This window comes from Micrococcus sp. 140720015-1, assembly GCF_053627595.1.
In genome coordinates, this window is record NZ_JBSEYC010000003.1 from 247,922 (window position 1) to 267,540 (window position 19,619).

The following is a 19,619-nucleotide window of genomic DNA, read 5'->3' on the forward strand; positions in this document are numbered from 1 at the left end:
GCCGTCACCGCGCGGGACTCAGGCGCGGGCCACGGCCCCCCGCCGCCCGTGCCGGCGTCCGTGCATCACGAAGTAGTACCCGGCGGCGATCACGAGCACACCCGCCAGGGCCGCGTACATGACGCCGTAGCCGGCCGAGGCCACGAGCCCGCCGAGGAGCACGGGGCCCAGGCCCAGCCCCACGTCCGCGAACAGCATGAGGGTGGAGATGCCGGCGCCGAGCTGGTGGGAGGGCACCGCGTTCACGGCGATCGCCTGGGCCGCGGGCATGAGCGTGCCGTAGCCGAGGCCGCTCAGCGCCCCGGCCAGCACCACGTGCCAGTCGCGCGTGGCGAAGGCCAGCACCAGGAGCGCGGCCGTGAAGCAGAGGAGGGCGGGGTAGACGACGGCGTCGTCCCCCCGGCGGTCCTGCAGGGTGCCCAGGGTGAGGCGCATGAGGAGCATCGCCGCGGCGTAGGCCAGGAAGAAGAGGCCGGCGCCGGCTGTGAGCCCGCGCTCCACCGAGTAGGCGTTCAGGTAGGTGAGGATCCCGGCGTAGCTCAGGCCCACCAGCAGCATGAAGCCGCCGATCGGCAGCACCGCCGGGTGCAGCACGGAGCGCAGGCGGAAGCCCACCGCGGGGGCGGGGTGCTCCAGGGGGACCTCGCCGGCGGCGCGCTCGCCGTCGACGCCCGCCGCGGCGGGCGCCTCGCGCACCAGCAGGCCCAGCACGAGGCTGACCATCGTGATCCCCAGAGTCGCCCGGAACAGCCACGGGTAGCCGATGGAGCCGGCGAGGAACAGCCCCAGGGCGGGGCCGATCGCGGTGGCCAGGGTGGTGCCCAGCGCGAGGTGGCCGGTGGCCTCGGCGCGTCGCCCGTCGGGGATGGCCGCCTGGGCCAGGGCCATGACGGCGGTGCTGGCGAAGGCGTAGCTGGCGCCGTGGAGCATGCGCACCGCCACGAGGGCCGGCAGCGAGGAGGCGACGAGGTAGAGCGTGCAGGACAGCGCGACGGCGACCAGGGCCACCACCAGGACGCGGCGCTTGCCGAAGCGGTCCACCACGTGGCCGGTGACCACGCGGCTGAGGGTGGCGCCGATGACGAAGGCGCTCGAGGCCAGTCCCGCCCCGGCGTCCGAGGCGGCGAACTGCCGGACCGCGTACACGGCCATGGTGGTGACGAGGGCGTAGAACGCGAGGAACTGGAGGAAGGAGACCACCCAGGCGAGGACGAAGGTGGGGGAGGCGATGCGTTCCTGCTCGGCGATTTGCATGATGCAAAAGGTAGCATCGTTTGCATGATGCAATCACCTGAGGGGGCGTGGGCCGACCCGGTCCGCGGGATCATGTACGAGCACATGCTCCTGCTGCGGGTGGCCACGCAGGGGGTGGCCCCCTACGGCCGGTCGAGCGCGCTGGAGCGCAGCGCCACCGTGCTGCTCGCCCGCCTGGAGGCGGGCGGGGCCATGAGCGTCGCCGAGCTGGCCGAGGCCTTCGACCTCGACGTCTCCACCGTCCACCGGCAGGTGGCCGCCGCCATGAAGGCCGGCCTCGTCGAGCGGGTGGCGGACCCCGACGGCGGCTCCGCCCGGCTGCACCGTCCCACGGAGGAGGGACGTGCCCGCCTCGCCGCGGAGCTGAGCTCCCGCGCGGACAACGTGGCGCAGATCGTCTCCTCCTGGCCCGCCGAGGACGTCGTCGAGTTCAGCAGGCTCCTGCGGCGTTTCAACGAGGGGGCGGAGGAGCGCCGGGGCCACCCGTGGCCCCGGCCGCAGACGGGCCCCGGTGCGGAGGCCCCCCGGCCCTGAGCACCGCGCCCGCCCTCAGGCGCGACGGATGCGGGCGGCCAGCGCGGCCGACTCCGCCGGGTCCAGCACGGCCGCCGGATGCGGCCCCGCCGCGGCGAGGCGCTCCGTGCAGCCGGCCTCTCCCAGCGGCGCCCCCGCGGCCAGCACGACGTTGCCCCAGTCCAGGCGCTCCAGCATCCCCTGGTCCGCGAGCGTCCACGGGCCGGGCACCCCGGCCTCGGCAGCCGCCTCCTCGAGGGCGCCCAGCTCGGCGCCCAGGAACCGCAGGCCGGCGTCGTCGCCGATGTTCACCAGCAGTACCCCGCCCGCCGTCAGCAGCTCGAGCAGCTCCCCGTAGAACACGGCGCCGCGCAGGTGCTCAGCGCCCTCCTCGCCGGTGCCGATGTCCAGCACGACGGCGTCGAACCGCTCCCCGTCCATCGCGAGGTCGACGGCGGCCAGGCGCGCGTCCGCGACCACGGAGACGAGGTCCGTGCCGGCCGGCAGGGGCAGCTCGGCGAGCACGTAGGACACGAGCTCCCGGTCCAGGTCGACCACCGTCTGCTCCGAGCCGGGCCGGGTCGCCTGGAGGTAGCGCGGCAGGGTCAGCGCGCCCGCGCCGAGGTGCAGGACCCGCACCGGCGCGCCCGTCGGGGAGGCTGCGTCGAGCACATTGGCCATGCGGCGCAGGTACTCGTAGCGGATGAGAGCGGGGTCGGCCAGGTCCACGTGGGACTGGACGGCCCCGCCGATCTCCAGGACGAACCCGCCGAACTCGTCGGGGGCGATGCGGGCGTCCACGCCCGACGTGGACAGGTGGACAGTGTGGCCGGAGGGGGAGTGCTGGTCGGGCATGCCCCCAGCATCCCACCCCTCAGTACGCCGGCCGGATCAGTCAGGCCGCCCCCGCTCTCGGCGGGTGCGCACCGGGGTCTACGCTCTCCCCATGGAGCACATCGACGAGACCGCCCTGCCCGCCCCCGAGGACCGCGTCGTGTCCGCGACCCGCCACATCGACGCGCCGGCCGGCGTCGTCTTCGAGCTGATCGCGGACCCCTCCCGCCAGCCCGAGTGGGACGGCAACGCCAACTTGGGCGAGGCCGCCCCCGGGCAGCGGGTGACCGCCGTCGGGGACGTGTTCGTCATGACCCTGCAGAAGGGCGTGGACCGCGCGAACCACGTGGTCGAGTTCGAGGAGGGCCGCCGCATCGCCTGGAAGCCCTCCGAGGTCGGCGGGGAGCCGTTCGGCCAGCTGTGGCGGTGGGAGGTCGAGGGCGACGACGAGGGCGGCTGCCGCGTCACCCACACCTATGACTGGACGCGGCTCACCGACCCGAAGCGCATCCAGAAGGCGCGGCGGACCGGCGAAGAGCAGCTCCGCGCGTCGATCGACCGGCTCGCGGACCTCGCCGAGCGCCAGGGCTGAGGGCAGGCGACGCCCGCCGCCGTCGCGCGCCCGGCCGAGGGGAATCCGTTGCGGTTCTGACCCTTCTGGCGGTCGAACGAGCAGCCAGAAGGGTCAGATCCGCAGAAGATCCGGCCCGAACGCGGGGCGGTGCCGGCGTGGTCTGCCACGTCGCGCGCCGCTTCACGGCAGCGCCAGCCGGAACGCCGCCGTCAGCGGTTGAGTCGCTCGCCGGTCTCGGCGTGGAACAGGTGCACGCGCTCCGGCTCCGGGACCACGTGCACCACGGCCCCCTTCGCCGGCGCCGTGTAGCCCACCGTCCGCAGGGTGATGAGCCGCTCCTCGCCGCCGATCGTCGCGTGACCGTACACGTACGCGTCCGCGCCGAGCTCCTCCACCGTGTCCACCTCCACGGGCAGGCCGGCGGGGTCGTCGCTGACCACCAGGTTCTCGGGGCGCACGCCGAGGTCCACCGCCGTGCCGGCGTCGGCCAGATCCTCCCGGGGCACGGGGATGACCGTCTCGCCCCAGTGCACGCCCTCGTGCGTGGCGGGCATGCGGAAGATGTTCATGGCGGGGGAGCCGATGAACCCGGCGACGAACACGTTCGTCGGGCGCTCGTAGAGGTTGCGCGGCGTGTCCACCTGCTGCAGGCGGCCCTCCTTGAGAACCGCCACCCGGTCGCCCATGGTCATGGCCTCGGTCTGGTCATGGGTCACGTACACGGTGGTGGTGCCCAGGCGACGGGTCAGGTTGGCGATCTGGGCGCGGGTCTGCACGCGCAGCTTCGCGTCCAGGTTGGAGAGCGGCTCGTCCATGAGGAACACCTGCGGGTCGCGCACGATCGCCCGGCCCATGGCCACGCGCTGACGCTGGCCCCCGGAGAGGGCCTTCGGCTTGCGGTCCAGGTACTCGGTCAGGTCCAGCAGCTTCGCGGCGTCCTCGACGCGGCGGCGCCGCTCGTCTGCGGGGACGCCGGCGATCTTCAGGGCGAAGCCCATGTTGTCCGCCACGGTCATGTGCGGGTAGAGGGCGTAGTTCTGGAACACCATCGCGATGTCCCGGTCCTTGGGGTCCACGTCGGTGACGTCCCGGTCGCCGATCAGGATGCTGCCGTGGGAGAGCTCCTCGAGGCCGGCGAGCATGCGCAGGGAGGTGGACTTGCCGCAGCCGGAGGGGCCCACGAGCACGAGGAACTCGCCGTCGGCGATCTCCAGGTCGAGGGAGTCGACGGCGGGGCGGGGGGAGCCGGGGTACTGGCGGCTGGCGGAGCGGAAGGTCACGGAGGCCATGGTGGGGTTCCTTTCACGGGCAGGTACGTGCCCGACGATCCAAGGTGAAGGAGAGGGGTGGGTGAGGGTCGGGGCTGACGGTCTACGGCGGCGCGGTGCTCGCTCTCGGCCGCAGGGCCAGGTGGTGCATGATCCGGTGGGGATGGGCGGCGCCGTCGAGGGTGCCGAGCGCCAGGCGGACGGCGCGGCGGCCCTGCTCGAGCGGGTTCTGGTCCACGGTGCTGATGCCAAGGCGGGCAGCCTCGGGGTGGCCGTCCAGGCCCATCACGGACACGTCCTCGGGCACGCGCAGCCCCAGGGAGTGGGCTGCCATCCAGGTGCCCATGGCCATCTCGTCCGAGATGCACATGACCGCCGTCGGCCGACGCCGCGGGTCGGCGAGGAGGGCGCGCGCCTGGTGGTAGGTGCCGCCGACGGTGAAGTCCGCGGGCACCATCCAGTCGGCCGGCGTGCGCACCCCGGTGGCGGCGAGGGCGTGCAGGAACCCGCGGGTGCGTTCGGTGCTGACCTGGAACTCGATGTCCTCGTCCACGCGGCCCACGTAGGCGATGTCCCGGTGTCCGAGCTCCAGCAGGTGCTCGGTGGCCATGCGTGCGGCGCGGGCGTGGTCCACCTGGACGGCGGTGAACCAGTCCGGCAGGGTCTCGCCCGCCGGCAGGCGGCCACCGATGGCGATCACGGGCAGGCCGAGGCGTTCGAGTCCGGCGAGCTCGAACATGCTCAGCCGGAACGAGAGGGTGATCAGGGCGTCCAGCCGTCGTCGGGGCAGCAGGTCGGAGATGACCGTGGATCGACGCTCCGGGTCCTGGCCGACGTCGTAGAGCGTGAGGTCGTACCCGTGCCGCACGAGCTCGTCCGCGGCGCCCTCGAGCACGGCGGCGAAGAACCACCGGTGGACGGAGGGGGTCACCAGCCCGATGTTGCGGGTGCGGCCCGAGGCGAGCGAAGAAGCGGCGGAGTCCGCCACGTAGCCGAGCGTGGCGACGGCCTCCTGGACTCGGGTGCGCGTGGCGGCCGCCACGGGGCCGGAGCCGGTGAGGGCGCGGGAGGCGGTGGCAGTGGAGACCCCGGCCATGCGGGCGACGTCCTTGATGCCGGCCATCGGCGGTCCTCCTCCCGGTTCGTGGGGTTCTGCGGCGGGCGGGTGCACGACGGCGGCGGGCCGGGGGTCGATGCGTGGCACCAGAGTATGGCACGGCAGGCCCGGTGGTGGAAGCGCTTCCATTCCAGTTTCAGCCGGTCCTGACCTCCGCCCCCACTCCCGCATGCCCGTGTTCATGCGAGAGCTCACCTCTGTGTGGCACATCACAGTGGAAGCGTTTACACTCCTGGGGACTGACTCCTTCAGCCGCCGGGGGCAGGCGCCGTCTCACCGCGGGGCCCACGTCGGCGACGCAACGGCCGGCGCATGCCGCGGGCCGCTACCCTCGTGAAAGGCACATCATGCAGTCGACGACGACCGGCGGTCTCTTCCGCCACCCGCTCAGCCTGACCCTCACCGCGGCGTTCTCCGCCCTCGCGCTCACCGCGTGCGGCGGCGGCTCCTCCGCCCCGGCGTCCTCGTCCCCGGCCGGCGCCACCGAGCAGGGCACGGCCGCCGCGTCCCCGAGCCAGGACCTCTCCGAGGCCGGCGCCACCACCATCACCATGTGGGTGGACCAGAACCGCCAGGAGCCGCTGCAGGCCGTGGCGGAGGACTTCAAGGAGGACACCGGGATCACGGTGGAGCTCGTGGTCAAGGACAACTCCACGATGAAGGACGACTTCATCACCCAGAACCCCACGGGCGAGGGCCCGGACGTGATCGTCGGCGCCCACGACTGGATCGGCTCGCTCGTGCAGAACGGCACCATCGAGCCCCTTGAGCTGGGCGAGAGAGCAGGCGACTTCGTGGAGTCCTCCGTGCAGGCCGTCACCTATGAGGGTCAGACCTGGGGCGTGCCGTACTCCGTGGAGAACATCGCCATCCTGCGCAACACCGAGCTCGCCGAGTCCACCCCGGCCTCCTTCGACGAGATGATCGCGGAGGGCCGGAAGGCCGTCGACGCCGGCGAGGCCGAGTACCCGTTCGTGGTGGGCCTGGACGCCGTCAACGGCGACCCGTACCACTTGTACCCGTTCCAGACCTCCATGGGCGCCCCCGTGTTCACGCAGGCCGAGGACGGCTCGTACGACACCGGCTCGCTGGCCATGGGCGGGCCGGAGGGTGAGGCCTTCGCCGAGAAGCTGGCCGAGTACGGCGAGTCCGGGGTGCTGAACCCGAACATGACCGCGGACATCGCCAAGGAGCAGTTCAACTCCGGCAACGCGGCCTACTTCATCACCGGCCCGTGGAACGTCGAGGAGGCCGAGGCGGCCGGCGTCGACTTCGAGGTCGAGGCCATCCCGTCCATGGGCGACCAGCCGGCGCAGCCGTTCGTGGGCGTCAACGCTTTCTTCGTCTCCTCAGAGTCCGCGAACCAGCTGGCCGCGAATGAGTTCGTGGTCAACTACCTCTCCACCGAGGCGGCCCAGGACGCGCTCTACGCCGAGGGCAAGCGTCCCCCGGCGCTGACCGCCTCCTTCGACAAGGCGGCCTCGGACGAGACCGTCAAGGCGTTCGGCGAGATCGGCGAGAACGGCGTCCCCATGCCGGCGGCCCCCGAGATGGGCGCGGTGTTCGAGTTCTGGGGCGGCGCCGAGATGAGCATCATCAAGGGCGAGGGCGACCCGGTCCAGACCTGGCGGAAGATGATCTCCGACATCGAGGGCCGCATCGGCCAGTGATCCGGCGCGGTCCGCCTCCGGCGTCCCCGCGGGGACGCCGGAGGCGGGCCGTGGCCCTGCGCCCTCGGGGCGCGCACCCCCCCCCTTCCACGGCAGGCCCTCGGGCCGGATGAGGAACCATGAGCCCGTCTTCCACCGCGTCGGACCGGTCCGATGCCGCCACCGCCGCCCTCGACGACGCCGCGCGCCGCACCGGCCCGGACCGCCGTCGTCGTGCGGACGCCCGGGGTACCGACGGCCTCGGTGGCACGCTGGCCAAGATCGTCCTGCTGGGCCTCGTGGACGCCTTCGCCGCGTTCCTGCTGTTCCAGCTCGCGGCCGCGGGGGACTGGGTGGTGTTCGCGCTGACCCTGGCGGTCACGATCGGCATCAACTGGATCTACCTGCGCCGCGGCGGCCTGCCGGCCAAGTACCTTGCCCCCGGCCTGGTCTTCCTGATGCTGTTCCAGGTGTTCGTGGTGGTCTACTCCTCCTACGTCGCCTTCACGAACTACGGCGCCGGGCACAACTCGGACAAGGCCGCGGCGATCGAGATCATCCAGCGCTCCTCCTCCGTCCGCGTGCCGGACTCCCCGGTGTACGACATCACGGTGCTGGAGGAGGGCGGCGACCTCTACCTGCTGACCCTGCGGGACGGGGAGCCCGTCCTCGGCGGCGCGGACCAGGAGCTGGAGCCGGTCGAGGCCCAGATGCAGGACGGGGAGCCGGTGGGGGTGGAGGGGTACACCACCCTGCGGTTCGGCGACCTGCTGCAGCGTCAGGACCAGGTCACCCGCCTGAAGGTCCCGCTGAGCGACGACGCCGCCGACGGCACCCTGGAGACGCGCGACGGCTCCCGCGGGTACGTGTACGCGCCGCGTCTGGAGTACGACGAGGCCCGGGACACCTTCACGGACCTCGAGAGCGGCGTGGAGTACCGGGACAACAGTGAGGGCCAGTTCCAGGCGGACGACGGCAGCACGCTGCAGACCGGCTGGCGGGTGTTCGTAGGCCTGGACAACTTCACGCGCGCGTTCACCGATCCCGAGCTGCGCGACCCGCTCGTGCGGGTCACCGTGTGGACCTTCGCCTTCGCGTTCCTGAGCGTGGCGACGACGTTCGCCGTCGGGCTGCTGCTGGCGATCGCCTTCAACCGCTCGGACATGCGCGGCAAGAAGGTCTACCGGGTGATGATGATCCTGCCGTACGCGTTCCCGGCGTTCCTGTCCGGCCTCGTGTGGGCCGGCCTGCTCAACCCGGAGTTCGGCTTCGTCAACACCGTGTTCTTCGGCGGCGCGGACATCCCGTGGCTCACCGACCCGTGGCTGGCCCGGCTGTCGGTGCTCGTGGTGAACCTGTGGCTGGGCTTCCCCTACATGTTCCTGGTGACCACGGGCGCCCTGCAGTCCCTGCCCGAGGACGTGGACGAGGCCGCCCGCATGGACGGCGCCGGCCCGTGGCGCATCTTCCGCTCCATCAAGCTGCCCCTGCTGCTGGTGTCGGTGGCGCCGCTGCTGATCTCCTCGTTCGCGTTCAACTTCAACAACTTCAACATCATCTACATGCTGACCGGCGGCGGACCGCGGTTCCCCGACGCGGGCTCGAACATCGGCGCCACGGACCTGCTGATCACGGTCGTCTACAAGACGGCGTTCAGCGGGGTGGGGCGCGACTACGGTTTGGCCTCCGCCCTGTCCATCGTGATCTTCCTGATCGTGGCGACCATCTCGGCGATCAGCTTCCGGCAGACCAAGGCGCTCGAGGAGATCGACAAGTGAGCATCCCCCAGGATTCCGGACGGCCCCGGCCGGACGCCCCCGAGGCGGGCGTCCCGACCTCGCCCCTTGCCGCCGCCCTGGCGCAGCAGGAGACGGACCCGCTGCGCTGGGAGGAGGACCCGGCCCCGCCACGACGCCGCCGCTCGTTCGGCCGTTGGATGCGGGAGCTGGGCTGGCGCCACGCGGTGGGCGTGCTGGCCAGCGCGTTCGCACTGTTCCCGCTGCTGTACGTGCTGTCCGCGTCGCTCGACCCGACTGGCACGATGGCAAGCTCGAACCGGCTGTTCTCCTCGTTGAGCGGGCAGAACTACGTGGACCTGTTCAGCGATCCGAACCGGCCCTTCGGCCGCTGGTTCCTCAACACGATGGTGATCGGCGTCATCACGTCCGTGATGACGGTGTTCCTCGGCGCCCTGGCCGCCTACGCGTTCTCCCGGATGCGGTTCACGGGCCGCCGCGTGGGGCTGCTGACGCTGCTGCTGGTGCAGATGTTCCCGCAGCTGCTCGCGGTGGTGGCGATCTTCCTGCTGCTGACCTACATCGGCAACCTGGTACCCGTCCTGGGCATCGGCTCGCAGCTCGGCCTCATCCTCGTGTACCTGGGCGGCGCGCTCGGGGTGAACACGTACCTGATGTATGGGTTCTTCAACACCATCCCGCCGTCGCTGGACGAGGCCGCCAAGCTCGACGGCGCCTCGCACGCGCGGATCTTCTTCTCGATCATCCTGCGCCTGGTGACCCCCATCCTCGCGGTGGTGGCCCTGCTGTCCTTCATCACCACGGTCTCGGAGTTCGTGATCGCCTCCGTGGTGCTCACGGACCCGTCCACGCAGACGCTCGCGGTGGGCCTCTACGGCTACGTCTCGGAGACCCGCTCTGAGAACTGGGGCGTGTTCGCGGCCGGTGCCGTGCTGGCGGCCCTGCCCGTGATGGCGCTGTTCCTGTTCCTGCAGCGGTACATCGTCTCCGGCCTCACGGCCGGCGGTGTGAAGGGCTGAGCCGACGACGGCGGTGGGAGGGGCGCCCGCCCCTCCCACCGCCGTCGTCGTGCTCCCGGCGGACGCGGAGGCCGACGTCCGGGACCGGCTCGTCCGGGCCGGGCTGGTCGTGGAGGGCGACGACGAGCTCGTCTCCGTCCTCGACGCCTCCGGGGACCGGGGTCGGCGCGACCGGCTGCTCAAGCTGATCGGGGACGTGCCCGCCGTCGTCGGCCCTGCCGTGGACTGGCGCCTCGTGCCCCACTCGTACCGGGTGGCCCACACACTGGCGGGGCAGGAGGCGGCTGCCGTCGGGACGCCCGTGTTCGCTGAGGACCACCTGGCCCGCGTGGCGCTGGGCGCCGAACCGCGCGTGGTGGAGGAACTGGCCGCACGCGTGCTGGCCCCGCTCGCGGCCCTGAGCGAGGCCAAGCGGGCGGTGCTGGAGGAGACGCTGCTGTCCTGGCTGCTGCACTGGGGTCAGCGCGCCCGCATCGCGGCGGAGCTCGGCGTGCACCCTCAGACGGTCGGGTACCGGGTGGGCCGGCTGCGGGGGCTGTTCGGGGACGCCCTCGAAGACCCCGACGCGCGGTTCGATCTCGAGATCGCGCTGCGCGCGCGGCGGGAAGGTGTGGTCGCAGCGGAGTGAGGCGCGGGCGGGCAGGCCTGGTCTTGGTGCGGCACACGGCCCCACGCTGGGCTGTACGTGCGGCGGGGATCGGCCCCGTCCGGACTCCGCCCGAGAGGACGACATGACCCATCACGAGAACCACGACCGCCAGGCGCTGGCCGCCGGTGAGACCTATCTGATCCATGTGCTGGAGACCTCGGACCCGCCCGGCAACCCGGACCACTACCGGATCACGGACGCGGTGGAGGCCCACCACGAGTCCACTGGTTCGTACGACATCGAGGCCGCCGGCATCGACGTCGCCCGGGACCTGCTCGCCCGTCACGCGAAGTGACCGCGCGGACGGCGTGCCGTCTTCCCGCCGGGGGAGGCGGCACGCCGTGGGTCGGCGGAGGCGCATCGCTCCAGGTCAGCGGCAGAGTCAGCGGCGCCGGCCACTGGACATCCAGGGTCCGGTCATGGTTTTCTCAGCCTCGTCTGCCACGTCACATCCCCCTGTGGTGCGTTCCATCCTCCCCTTGAGAGAACGAGGTCTGCCATGAAGAAGATCGTCACCGGCGCCACCCTGACCGCCGCCCTGGGCCTGTCCCTGTTCGCCGCCGCCCCCGCCACGGCCGTCGAGGCGCCGTTCGCGAACTGCACGGCTGCGTATGAGGAGGGGTACTCGCACATCCCGTCCACGCATCCCCGGTTCCAGCCGAAGCTGGACCGGAGCGTTCCCCGTGACGGGATCGGCTGCGAGGCACCGGAGAGCGCCGGGTACTACAACACCCAGCGCCTCGACGGCGGTGCCGACTGGGCCCCGCCCGTGCCCGAGGCGGAGTCCGGCCTCCCGGACCACGTGACCCAGCCCGACTGGATCGACGAGCAGTACACCTACCCGGACTGCAAGGACGCGTTCGCCGCTGGCGTCTACAACATCCCGTCCGACTCCGAGTACTACCACGAGGACCTCGACGCGGACCTCGACGGCGTCGGCTGCGAGTACAACGTCGAGTACGGCGTGATCGTCGAGGGTCGCGAGCAGGCCGCCGCCGCCGAGATCGAGGCCATCAAGACCGGGGCCGTCGCGGAGACCGAGGACGAGTCCCAGGTGTCCGTGGTCCCGGTCGGCGCCGCCGAGACCGGTGTGGCTCCCGCCGCCGACCCCGCCGCCGCGTTCGCGGTGGGTGCCCTCGGCCTGGCCGGCGTCGCCGGTGCGGCCGTGCTGGTCCGCCGTCGCGCCCAGGCCTGAACCCGGCCCGGATCCCCTCCGCTTCACGCATGATCCGGATCCGACCCGCCCGCCGCGGACGCCTTGTGGCGTCCGCGGCGGCGCTCTGCCTGCTGCTCACCGGGTGCGCCGGCCAGGCCGCCTCGACCCCGGATCCCGCCGCGTCCGCCTCAGCCGCCCAGGCGCAGCGCTCCCGCGAGGCCCGCGCCGCCGAAGCCTCTGCCTCCCGGGCCGCCGCGTCGTCGTCGGCCGAGGCGGTCCGGGCGAGCGCGGCCGCGGAGAAGTCGGCCGCCGCAGAGGCGTCCGCGGAGGCCTCCCGTGCCGCGGCGTCGGCTGCGGCGGAGGAGGCGGCTGCCGAGGAGGCCACCCGTGCCCAGGCGGAGGCCGAGGCCGCTGCGGCCCAGGCGGCCGCCGCGGAGGAGGCCGCTCGCGTCGCCGAAGAGGAACGTCTGGCGCAGGAGGCCGTCGTCGCCGAGGGCCTGGACGACTCCCCGCCGGTGTCCTTCACGATCCCCTCGATCGGGGCGGGCTCCGACCTGATGCGCCTGCTCCTGCGGGACGACGGCTCGCTCGCCGTCCCGCCCGCCGAGCCCGGCTCGCCCGCCGCCTGGTACGCGAACTCGCCCAGCCCGGGGCAGCTGGGCCCGGCGGTGCTGCTCGGCCACGTCAACGCCACGGACGGCTCCGCGGGCGTCTTCGCCCACCTGACCGACCTCGCGCCGGGGGACACGATCGAGGTGGAGCGCGAGGACGGCGCCGTGGCCGTGTTCGCGGTGGACCGCGGCGTCACGTACGGCAAGGACGAGTTCCCCACGGATGAGGTCTACGGGGACACCGACGTCCCCGAGCTGCGCCTGATCACGTGCGACGGCTACAACGCCTTCACGCGCGAGTTCGAGGAGAACCACATCGTCTACGCGACCCTCGTGGACGTCTACTGACCGGCTTCGGCACCGGGCAGCGCCCGCTCAGGCGTCCCCGTCCGTCTGCAGCTCGCCGCGCAGGTCCCCGCTCACCTCGGACCACGCCGCCCCGGCGGCCACGAGCTCCCGGCCGCGCGCCGCGTCGTCGTCCGCGTTGTAGGTGAGCACGCCGACCAGGCGGTCCTCCTCGTCCGTGTACCAGACCGTGAAGGAGCCGGGGCGCTCGACGAGGCGGGCCGTGGCGTGGCCGTCGCCCCAGGCGCTGTGCTTGAGGAGGTGCTCGCCGATGGCGCTCCAGAACCCGGGCACCTGGTCCCAGCTGCGCAGCGCGCCCTCGTCGGCGTCGGCCTCGTGCGCGAGCGCCGAGCTCTGACCGGCCGCGGCCTCCGGGACGGGCACCGTCGTGACCGCGGCGTTCGCGCCGGCCACCTCGCCCATCGCCAGGGCGTCGCCCCAGTGCTCGACGACGATCGGCCGGCCCGCCACCGCGTGCCGGGCCCGGGAGGCGTCCCCGGCCACCCACACGCCCGGAGCCGCGGCCAGATGCTCGTCCGCCACGATCCGTCCCTCGTGAACGGTCAGCTCCGTGCCCTCGAGCAGGCCGCCGCCGGGCTCGATGCCCACCGCGGCGAGGATGAGGTCCGGGGCGAGAGTGACGCCGTCGTCCAGGTGGATGGTCCGGGGGGCCTCGATGCCGCTCACCCGCACGCCCGTGCGCAACGTGACGCCCGCGCCCGTCAGCCACTCGGCGATCCGCTCACCGGCGGCGCGGCCCAGCCGCCTCTGCTGCGGCACCCCGTCCGGGGTGACCAGCGTGGTGTCCACCCCGCGCAGCGCCAGCGAGGCCGCCGCCTCGCAGCCGATGAACCCGGACCCCACCACGACGGCGGAGCGCGCGTGCCCGGCCGACGTCACCAGGCGGCGGGCGTCGGCGAAGGAGCGCAGCAGGTGCACCTCGGCGTCGGCCTCGACATCCGGCAGGGGGATCGGGCGGGCGCCCAGGGCCAGGATGAGCCGCTCGAAGCGGATCGGCTCCTCGGCGGCCCACAGCGTCCGCGCCCCCAGGTCCGCGCGGGTGACGGTCACGCCCCGGCGCAGCTCGACGGCGTCCGGCAGCTCGTCCAGCACCGTCGGCTCGGGTTCGGCGGTGCCGCGCAGCAGCTCCTTGGACAGCGGCGGGCGCTCGTAGGGGTGGTCCACGTCCGAGGTGAGCATGAGGACGGGGCCGGGTCCCCCGGCGTCGACGTAGGCGCGGGCGGCGCTGACGCCGGCGGGGCCGCTGCCCACGATCACGAGCGGGAACGGGGTGGAGCTGTGCTGGGCCATGCGGCCAGCATGCGCACCCGTCACGGGCGGGCGCCAGGGCCGACGGACACCCCGGCTCCGGCATACTGCCCACATGGACCCCACCCTGGTGTGGCTGCCGGCCGTCGTCGCGCTGGCCGCGATCACCGTGGGCGGCACGCTCCAGCGGGTGAGCGGAATGGGCGTCGGCATGATCGCCGCACCCACGCTGTCCCTGCTCCTGGGCCCGGTGGCGGGGGTGACGCTGTCCAACGTGGCCGCCTCGGTGTCTGCGGTGCTGCTGTTCGCGGTGCTCCACAGGCACGTGGACTGGCCACGCTTCGTCCGCCTCGCGCCCCTGCTCGTGGCCGGCTCGTTCGCGGGGGCGTGGGCCGTGCGGGTCCTGGACGCCCACGCCCTCGAGATCCTCCTGGGGTCCTCCGTGCTGGTGGCCGTGGCCGCCGTCCTGGGCCTGCAGCAGCGCTTCACCGCCCAGGGGAACGGGGCCGTGTTCGCCTCCGGCGCCGTGGCCGGGTTCATGAACACCACCGCGGGGATCGCCGGGCCGGCGCTCGCGGTCTACGCGGTGGCGAGCCGGTGGGACCAGCGTTCGTGGGCGGCCACCCTCCAGCCCGTGTTCCTGCTGGCCAATCTCACCTCGCTGGTCACCAAGTCGCTGTTCGGCGCGGCCGTGCCCGCGGGGCTGCACGTGCCGTGGCCGGTGTGGGTCGCCGTGGTGGCGGGCGGCCCGCTGGGTGTGCTGCTCGGTTCGGTGGTGGCCCGCCGGGTGGACCCCGCGAAGGCGCGCGTCCTCGCGATCTGCCTGGCCGGCGTCGGGGGCACGGTGGCGCTGGTGCGCGGTGTGGCCGGCACCCTGGGCTGAGGCCGGGCCGGCGCGCGGGCGTCAGGGCAGGAGGGAGCGCACGGCCGCGGCCAGCGTGTCCCGCACGTCGTCCACCGTCAGGTCCTCCGGGGCCAGGTGCCGCTCGACCGTCAGCGTGTGCACGAGCATCAGGAGCATGGCCGCGGTGTGCGTGACCTGCGCGTCTGGGACGTCGGCCAGCACGCGGTGCTCGCGCAGCAGGCCGGCCAGGAAGTCCCGCCGCTGGACGGTGAGCGTCCGGTAGGCTCTCCCTACGGCGGGCTCGCGCAGGCCCACGGCCTGGAACTCGTGGAGGAGCAGGGGCCAGGAGCCCGTGGTCTCGAGCACGACGTCGGCCAGGGCCTCCGCCACGCGGGCCACCAGGTCCTCGCGCGGCAGGTCGGGGTCGTCCAGGGCGTCGGCGACGCCGTCCATGGCTCGGGTGGTCGCCCGCTCGAACTGGACGGTGCAGGCGGCTGCGAAGAGGTCCGGCTTCCCCGCGAAGCCGGAATAGACGGCACCCTTCGTGTAGCCGGCCTCCGCCGCGATGCGGGTGAGGGAGGACCGCGCGTAACCCTCCCGTCCGAACACCCGGGCCGCGTGGTCGAGGATCGCCGCGCGGACATCCTCGCGGCGGGGTCGGGTGGCCATGTTGCCCTCTCGATGCCGATGGTATTGAATACCGATGGTATTGAATCCGCCTCGACTCGGCAAAGAGGGCCTATGTCTTCCACTCCCACCGACGCCGATCACCATGGCCCCGGGCCCGCCCCCGTCCCGGCGCACCTCGACGACCTCCCGCCCGCCACCCTCGTGGCGCGCGGTCTGACCCTGCGCGGCGGTCGTGGGCCGGTGTTCGGCCCCCTCGACCTCGTGCTGCCCCCGCAGACCCACCTGGCCGTGCTCGGAACCCAGGGCTCGGGCCGCTCGGCCCTGCTGCTCGCCCTCACGGGGCGCCTGCAGGGCGTGCGGGGCGAGCTCGTGCTCACCGCCGGCCCCGTGGACGTCGCCCTGGACGGGCGGGAGCGGCCCGCCGCCCGCGCGTACCGGCCCCTGATCGACGCCACGCGCCACCCGTACGCCCTGCGCGCTCGCACCGCCATCGCCCACACCACCGACGTCGTGGAGCTCGAGCCGGCGCTGACCGCGGCCGAGGTCGTGGACGAGCGCTGCCTCGCCGACGGCGTGCGCCGCCGCGCCGGCCGCGCGCGCTTCGCCCTCCTCGCGGACGCGGTGAGGCTGACCGTGGCGCCGGAGGCCGTCGTCGGGGAGCTGCCCGCGCCCGATCGCGCGCTGCTGGCCGCCGTCGTCGCCTGCCTGCGCCCGGCCCGCCTCGTCACCTTCGACGACGTGGACGCCACCCTGACCCTCGATGAGCTGGTCGCGCTCCACGCGGCCCTGGACGTCCTCAAGGACCACGGCCACCCGTTCGCGGTGAGCGCCGTGGCCTCCGCGCCCGTGCCGCGCGACGCCGTCGTCCTCACCCTGCCCCCCGTCCGGGAGAACTGATGCTGTTCCGCTACGAGCTGCGACGCTTCCGCCGTGGCCTGCCCCTGCTCGCCCTGCTGTTCATCTTCCTCGTCCCCGCCATCTACGGCGCCCTGTACCTGTCCGCGAACTGGGACCCCTACGGGGCCATGGACCGTCTGCCGGTGGCGATCGTCAACGAGGACGAGCCCGTCCAGCGCGGCGACACCACGCTGCGCACCGGCGCGGACATGACCGAACGCCTCAAGGAGGACCACGCCTTCGACTGGCGCGAGACCACGCGCGAGGAGGCCGAGGAGGGCCTGCGGGAGGGCCGGTACTACCTCGTCCTGGAGATCCCCGCCGAGCTCAGCCGTGACCTCGTCAGCCCCGAGGGCGGCGGGACACCGCAGCAGGCGCAGATCACCCTGCGCCGGGACGACGCCAACGGCTTCGTGATCGGCTCCGTCACGAACTCGAGCCAGGCCAAGGTCGAGGCCGCCGTGAACCGGTCCGCGATCGAGGCGTACTTCGAGTCCGTCTTCTCCAGCCTCGGCGAGCTGCGGTCGGGCATGGTCGACGCCGCCGACGGTGCCGCACAGCTGGCCGACGGCACGGCCTCCGCGGAGGACGGGGCGAGCCAGCTGGAGGACGGGATCGTCCAGGCCCATGACGGCTCCGGCCGGCTGGCCGAGGGCGCGGGCGAGCTCGCCACGGGTGCGGGTGACCTCGCGGACGGCGCCGCCCAGGCCGACGACGGCGCCCAGCGACTCGCCGAGGGCGCCGCGTCCGCGCAGGACGGGGCCGGCCGCCTGGCCGACGGGCTCGACCAGGCGCGCGAGGGCTCCCAGGCCCTCGCCGACGGCGCCGGGCAGCTCGCCGAGAACGCCCCCGCCCTGCGCCAGGGCGCCACGGACCTCTCCGACGGGCTGGCCCAGCTGCAGACCGGATCGGCCGAGCTCACCGACGGCGCCACGCAGGTGGCCGACGGCACCCAGCAGCTCTACGACACGGTGGTCCCCGGCCTGGACCAGGTGATCGAGCGGCAGGACGCGGTGGCCGCCGACGTCGCCGCGGTGGACGAGGACGTCCAGCGGGTCGCCGAGGTGGCCGGCACGGCCGAGGACGGCGCGGGCGCCCGCATCGCCGACGCGCAGGCCGCCCTGGCCGCGCTCGCCGAAGAGGACCCGACGCTCGCCGAGTCCGAGCAGTACGCCGCGCTCCAGGAGGCGCTCACCGGCGCGGACGAGCGGGTGAGCGCCGTCGCCGGCCGCGCCGAGGAGGCCGCCGAGACCTCCGCGGCCGCCAACGAGCGCGTCCAGGGCTTCGTCGAGGACGACGTCGCCGCCTCCGCCAAGGCGGATCTGACGGACCTCAACGACGGCGCCCACGCCGTGGCCGCGGGCGCCGAGAAGCTGCAGGGCGGGATCGGCGAGGCGAAGGACGGGGCCGACTCCCTCGCCGACGGCGCCGGGAAGTTCGCGGACGGCCTGGAGCAGCTGGGCTCCGGCGCGACCGAGCTCGACGGCGGCCTGGCCCAGCTCCAGGACGGCGCCGGGGAGCTGCAGTCCGGCCTCGGCGAGCTGACGGACGGGGCGACCACCCTCGCCGAGGGCAACGCCGCGCTCCACGACGGCGCGCTGACGTTGCAGGACGGTGCGGGGCAGCTGGAGTCCGGCGCCACCGAGCTCGACGACGGCCTGGCCCAGCTCCAGGACGGCGCCGGGGAGCTGCACACCGGCCTCGGCACCCTCGACGACGGCGCCCACGAGCTCGCCTCCGGGCTCTCCGACGGCGTCGACCGCGTCCCCGCCCTGACCGAGGACGAGCGGGACGAGGCCGCCCTGGTGATGTCCCGGCCCGTGGAGGCCGTGATGCAGGTGGACAACTCCGCGGAGGTCTACGGCCGCGGCATGGCGCCGATGTTCTTCTCCATCGCGCTGTGGGTGTTCGGCATCGCCGCGTTCAACATCATGCGGCCCATCAGCGGGCGGCTGCTGGCCGGGCGCCGCAACCCGGTGGCGATCGCCCTGGCCGCGTGGCTGCCCGTGGGCATCGTGGCCGTGGGCGGCGGCCTGCTCATGCTCGCCGCCACGCTGCCGCTGGGCCTGGCCCCCGTGCACCCGGTGCGGGCCGTGGCCCTGACGGTGCTCGTGGCCGTGGTGTTCTCCCTCATCGCGCACCTGGTGCAGACGGCGCTCGGCACCCCCGGCTCGGCGCTGCTGCTGGTCCTGCTGATCCTGCAGCTGGCCTCCACCGGCGGGACCTACCCGGCCGCGGTGCTGCCCGGCTTCTTCCGGGCACTGCACCCGTTCATGCCGATGAGCTACTCCATCGAGGCGTTCCGCAACGCGATCTCCGGCGGCCTGGACCAGCACTTCTGGGTGCCGGTGGTCGTGCTGATGGGCATCGGGGCGGCGGCGCTCGCCCTGGACGTGCTCGTGGTGCGGCGCCGGCGCCGGTTCCGCATGAAGGACCTGCACCCCGCGCTGCAGGCCTGAGCGGAGGCGGCCGCGCGGGGGGCCGGGCGGGAGAACGCCCGGTCACCCCGCGACGCGCGCCGCCCCGCGGCCCTGCCGCGGCGGTACCGTCCGGGGATGACCTCCGCACCCCGCGCCGCCGTCGTCCGTCCGGCCCGCCCCGAGGACGCGCCCGCGATCGCCGCGATCGCCGCGGCCACCTTCCCGGACGCCTCCCCGGCCTCGCTGCCGCGGGCCGCGGTGGAGGCGCACATCGCGCTGCACCTGAGCGAGGCCGCCGTGGCCGCGTGGATCGCGGACCCGGAGCGGATCGTGCTCGTGGGCGCCGCGGCCGACGCCCCGGAGGCCCTGCTCGGCTACGCCATGTACGAGACCGCCGCGACCCCCGAGGCGCCCGTCACGGAGCGGCTCGGCGACGTGCCGGCCGGCCACCTCTCGAAGCTGTACGTGCTCGCCGAGGGGCGCGGCACCGGGCTGGCCGAGGCCCTCGTGCACGACGGCGTGGAGCGGCTGCGGCGGCTGGGGTTCCGGCACGTGTGGCTCGGCACGAACGCGCAGAACGCGCGGGCCAACCGGTTCTACGAGCGCCTCGGCTTCGAGACGGTCGGGGCGCGGCAGTTCGTGGTCGGCGGAGAGCGGGTCGAGGACGACTGGGTGCGGCTGAAGAGCCTGGGCTGACGGGCGGGGCCGCCGGCGGCGACCGCCGCGGACTGCCCGAAAGTGGTCACGACACGCCGCGTCGCTCTCCGGGAGACGGCGTGTCGTGACCACTCTGTGGCGCCCCGACCGTCTGCA

General features: G+C 73.7%; 19 protein-coding genes. 13 read left to right on the forward strand and 6 right to left on the reverse strand.

The genetic code is table 11. The features are described 5' to 3' along the window. Positions 1 to 18: 18 nt before the first annotated feature. A complete protein-coding gene (locus tag ACUXPL_RS06665; RefSeq protein ID WP_454182724.1) occupies positions 19 to 1,254 on the reverse strand; it encodes an MFS transporter in 1,236 nt (411 codons plus the stop codon). A 24-nt stretch (positions 1,255 to 1,278) separates the two neighbouring features. Here ACUXPL_RS06665 and ACUXPL_RS06670 point away from each other — a divergent pair, with 24 nt between their 5' ends. Next, positions 1,279 to 1,788 carry a MarR family winged helix-turn-helix transcriptional regulator gene (locus ACUXPL_RS06670; protein ID WP_454182726.1) on the forward strand — a complete coding sequence of 170 codons (510 nt, stop codon included), beginning with the start codon at positions 1,279 to 1,281 and terminating at the stop codon, positions 1,786 to 1,788. A 15-nt stretch (positions 1,789 to 1,803) separates the two neighbouring features. Here the strand turns inward: ACUXPL_RS06670 and ACUXPL_RS06675 are convergent, their stop codons facing one another. Continuing rightward, a complete protein-coding gene (locus ACUXPL_RS06675) occupies positions 1,804 to 2,622 on the reverse strand; it encodes a spermidine synthase (protein WP_454182728.1) in 819 nt (272 codons plus the stop codon). 91 nt (positions 2,623 to 2,713) lie between these two features. Between ACUXPL_RS06675 and ACUXPL_RS06680 the strand changes: the two genes are divergently transcribed. After that, positions 2,714 to 3,193, forward strand: coding sequence for an SRPBCC family protein (locus ACUXPL_RS06680; RefSeq protein WP_454182730.1), 480 nt, complete (start codon positions 2,714 to 2,716; stop codon positions 3,191 to 3,193). Positions 3,194 to 3,384: 191 nt separating this feature from the next. Here ACUXPL_RS06680 and ACUXPL_RS06685 read toward each other — a convergent pair whose 3' ends face one another. Next, on the reverse strand, positions 3,385 to 4,464 hold the full coding sequence (locus tag ACUXPL_RS06685) for an ABC transporter ATP-binding protein (RefSeq protein ID WP_454182732.1): 1,080 nt from the start codon (positions 4,462 to 4,464) through the stop codon (positions 3,385 to 3,387). Between the two features lie 82 nt (positions 4,465 to 4,546). Beyond that, complete coding sequence (locus tag ACUXPL_RS06690) at positions 4,547 to 5,566, reverse strand: LacI family DNA-binding transcriptional regulator (protein WP_454182734.1); 1,020 nt, start codon at positions 5,564 to 5,566, stop codon at positions 4,547 to 4,549. Positions 5,567 to 5,907: 341 nt separating this feature from the next. On the opposite strand from ACUXPL_RS06690, the gene ACUXPL_RS06695 reads away from it, so the two are divergent. The 7 genes from ACUXPL_RS06695 to ACUXPL_RS06725 all read left to right on the forward strand — a co-directional run bounded on the left by ACUXPL_RS06695 (position 5,908) and on the right by ACUXPL_RS06725 (position 12,749). Further along, on the forward strand, positions 5,908 to 7,230 hold the full coding sequence (locus ACUXPL_RS06695) for a sugar ABC transporter substrate-binding protein (RefSeq protein WP_454182736.1): 1,323 nt from the start codon (positions 5,908 to 5,910) through the stop codon (positions 7,228 to 7,230). A 119-nt stretch (positions 7,231 to 7,349) separates the two neighbouring features. Beyond that, positions 7,350 to 8,987 carry an ABC transporter permease subunit gene (locus tag ACUXPL_RS06700; RefSeq protein WP_454182738.1) on the forward strand — a complete coding sequence of 546 codons (1,638 nt, stop codon included), beginning with the start codon at positions 7,350 to 7,352 and terminating at the stop codon, positions 8,985 to 8,987. A 77-nt stretch (positions 8,988 to 9,064) separates the two neighbouring features. After that, the gene (locus ACUXPL_RS06705) at positions 9,065 to 9,985 is read left to right on the forward strand and encodes a sugar ABC transporter permease (protein ID WP_420826609.1); all 921 of its coding nucleotides are present in this window, start codon (positions 9,065 to 9,067) and stop codon (positions 9,983 to 9,985) included. 13 nt (positions 9,986 to 9,998) lie between these two features. After that, a complete protein-coding gene (locus tag ACUXPL_RS06710) occupies positions 9,999 to 10,613 on the forward strand; it encodes a helix-turn-helix domain-containing protein (protein WP_454182740.1) in 615 nt (204 codons plus the stop codon). Positions 10,614 to 10,716: 103 nt separating this feature from the next. Continuing rightward, a complete protein-coding gene (locus ACUXPL_RS06715) occupies positions 10,717 to 10,929 on the forward strand; it encodes a hypothetical protein (protein ID WP_454182742.1) in 213 nt (70 codons plus the stop codon). Positions 10,930 to 11,133: 204 nt separating this feature from the next. Continuing rightward, a complete protein-coding gene (locus tag ACUXPL_RS06720; RefSeq protein ID WP_454182744.1) occupies positions 11,134 to 11,829 on the forward strand; it encodes an excalibur calcium-binding domain-containing protein in 696 nt (231 codons plus the stop codon). A gap of 29 nt (positions 11,830 to 11,858) precedes the next feature. Continuing rightward, the gene (locus ACUXPL_RS06725) at positions 11,859 to 12,749 is read left to right on the forward strand and encodes a class F sortase (RefSeq protein WP_454182746.1); all 891 of its coding nucleotides are present in this window, start codon (positions 11,859 to 11,861) and stop codon (positions 12,747 to 12,749) included. A gap of 27 nt (positions 12,750 to 12,776) precedes the next feature. On the opposite strand, the gene ACUXPL_RS06730 is transcribed toward ACUXPL_RS06725, so the two are convergent. Then, complete coding sequence (locus ACUXPL_RS06730) at positions 12,777 to 14,057, reverse strand: NAD(P)/FAD-dependent oxidoreductase (RefSeq protein WP_454182748.1); 1,281 nt, start codon at positions 14,055 to 14,057, stop codon at positions 12,777 to 12,779. A 73-nt stretch (positions 14,058 to 14,130) separates the two neighbouring features. Between ACUXPL_RS06730 and ACUXPL_RS06735 the strand changes: the two genes are divergently transcribed. After that, on the forward strand, positions 14,131 to 14,898 hold the full coding sequence (locus ACUXPL_RS06735) for a sulfite exporter TauE/SafE family protein (RefSeq protein WP_454182750.1): 768 nt from the start codon (positions 14,131 to 14,133) through the stop codon (positions 14,896 to 14,898). Positions 14,899 to 14,919: 21 nt separating this feature from the next. Here ACUXPL_RS06735 and ACUXPL_RS06740 read toward each other — a convergent pair whose 3' ends face one another. Beyond that, a complete protein-coding gene (locus ACUXPL_RS06740) occupies positions 14,920 to 15,528 on the reverse strand; it encodes a TetR/AcrR family transcriptional regulator (protein ID WP_454182752.1) in 609 nt (202 codons plus the stop codon). A gap of 72 nt (positions 15,529 to 15,600) precedes the next feature. Between ACUXPL_RS06740 and ACUXPL_RS06745 the strand changes: the two genes are divergently transcribed. The 3 genes from ACUXPL_RS06745 (at position 15,601) to ACUXPL_RS06755 (ending at position 19,502) form a co-directional block, all read left to right on the forward strand. Next, complete coding sequence (locus ACUXPL_RS06745; protein WP_454182754.1) at positions 15,601 to 16,386, forward strand: ATP-binding cassette domain-containing protein; 786 nt, start codon at positions 15,601 to 15,603, stop codon at positions 16,384 to 16,386. Beyond that, positions 16,386 to 18,845 (forward strand): YhgE/Pip family protein, encoded by a 2,460-nt coding sequence (locus tag ACUXPL_RS06750; protein ID WP_454182756.1) that lies wholly within the window; start codon positions 16,386 to 16,388, stop codon positions 18,843 to 18,845. Before ACUXPL_RS06745 ends, ACUXPL_RS06750 begins: the two co-directional genes overlap by 1 nt. A 96-nt stretch (positions 18,846 to 18,941) precedes the next feature. Next, a complete protein-coding gene (locus tag ACUXPL_RS06755; protein ID WP_454182758.1) occupies positions 18,942 to 19,502 on the forward strand; it encodes a GNAT family N-acetyltransferase in 561 nt (186 codons plus the stop codon). Positions 19,503 to 19,619 lie beyond the last annotated feature (117 nt).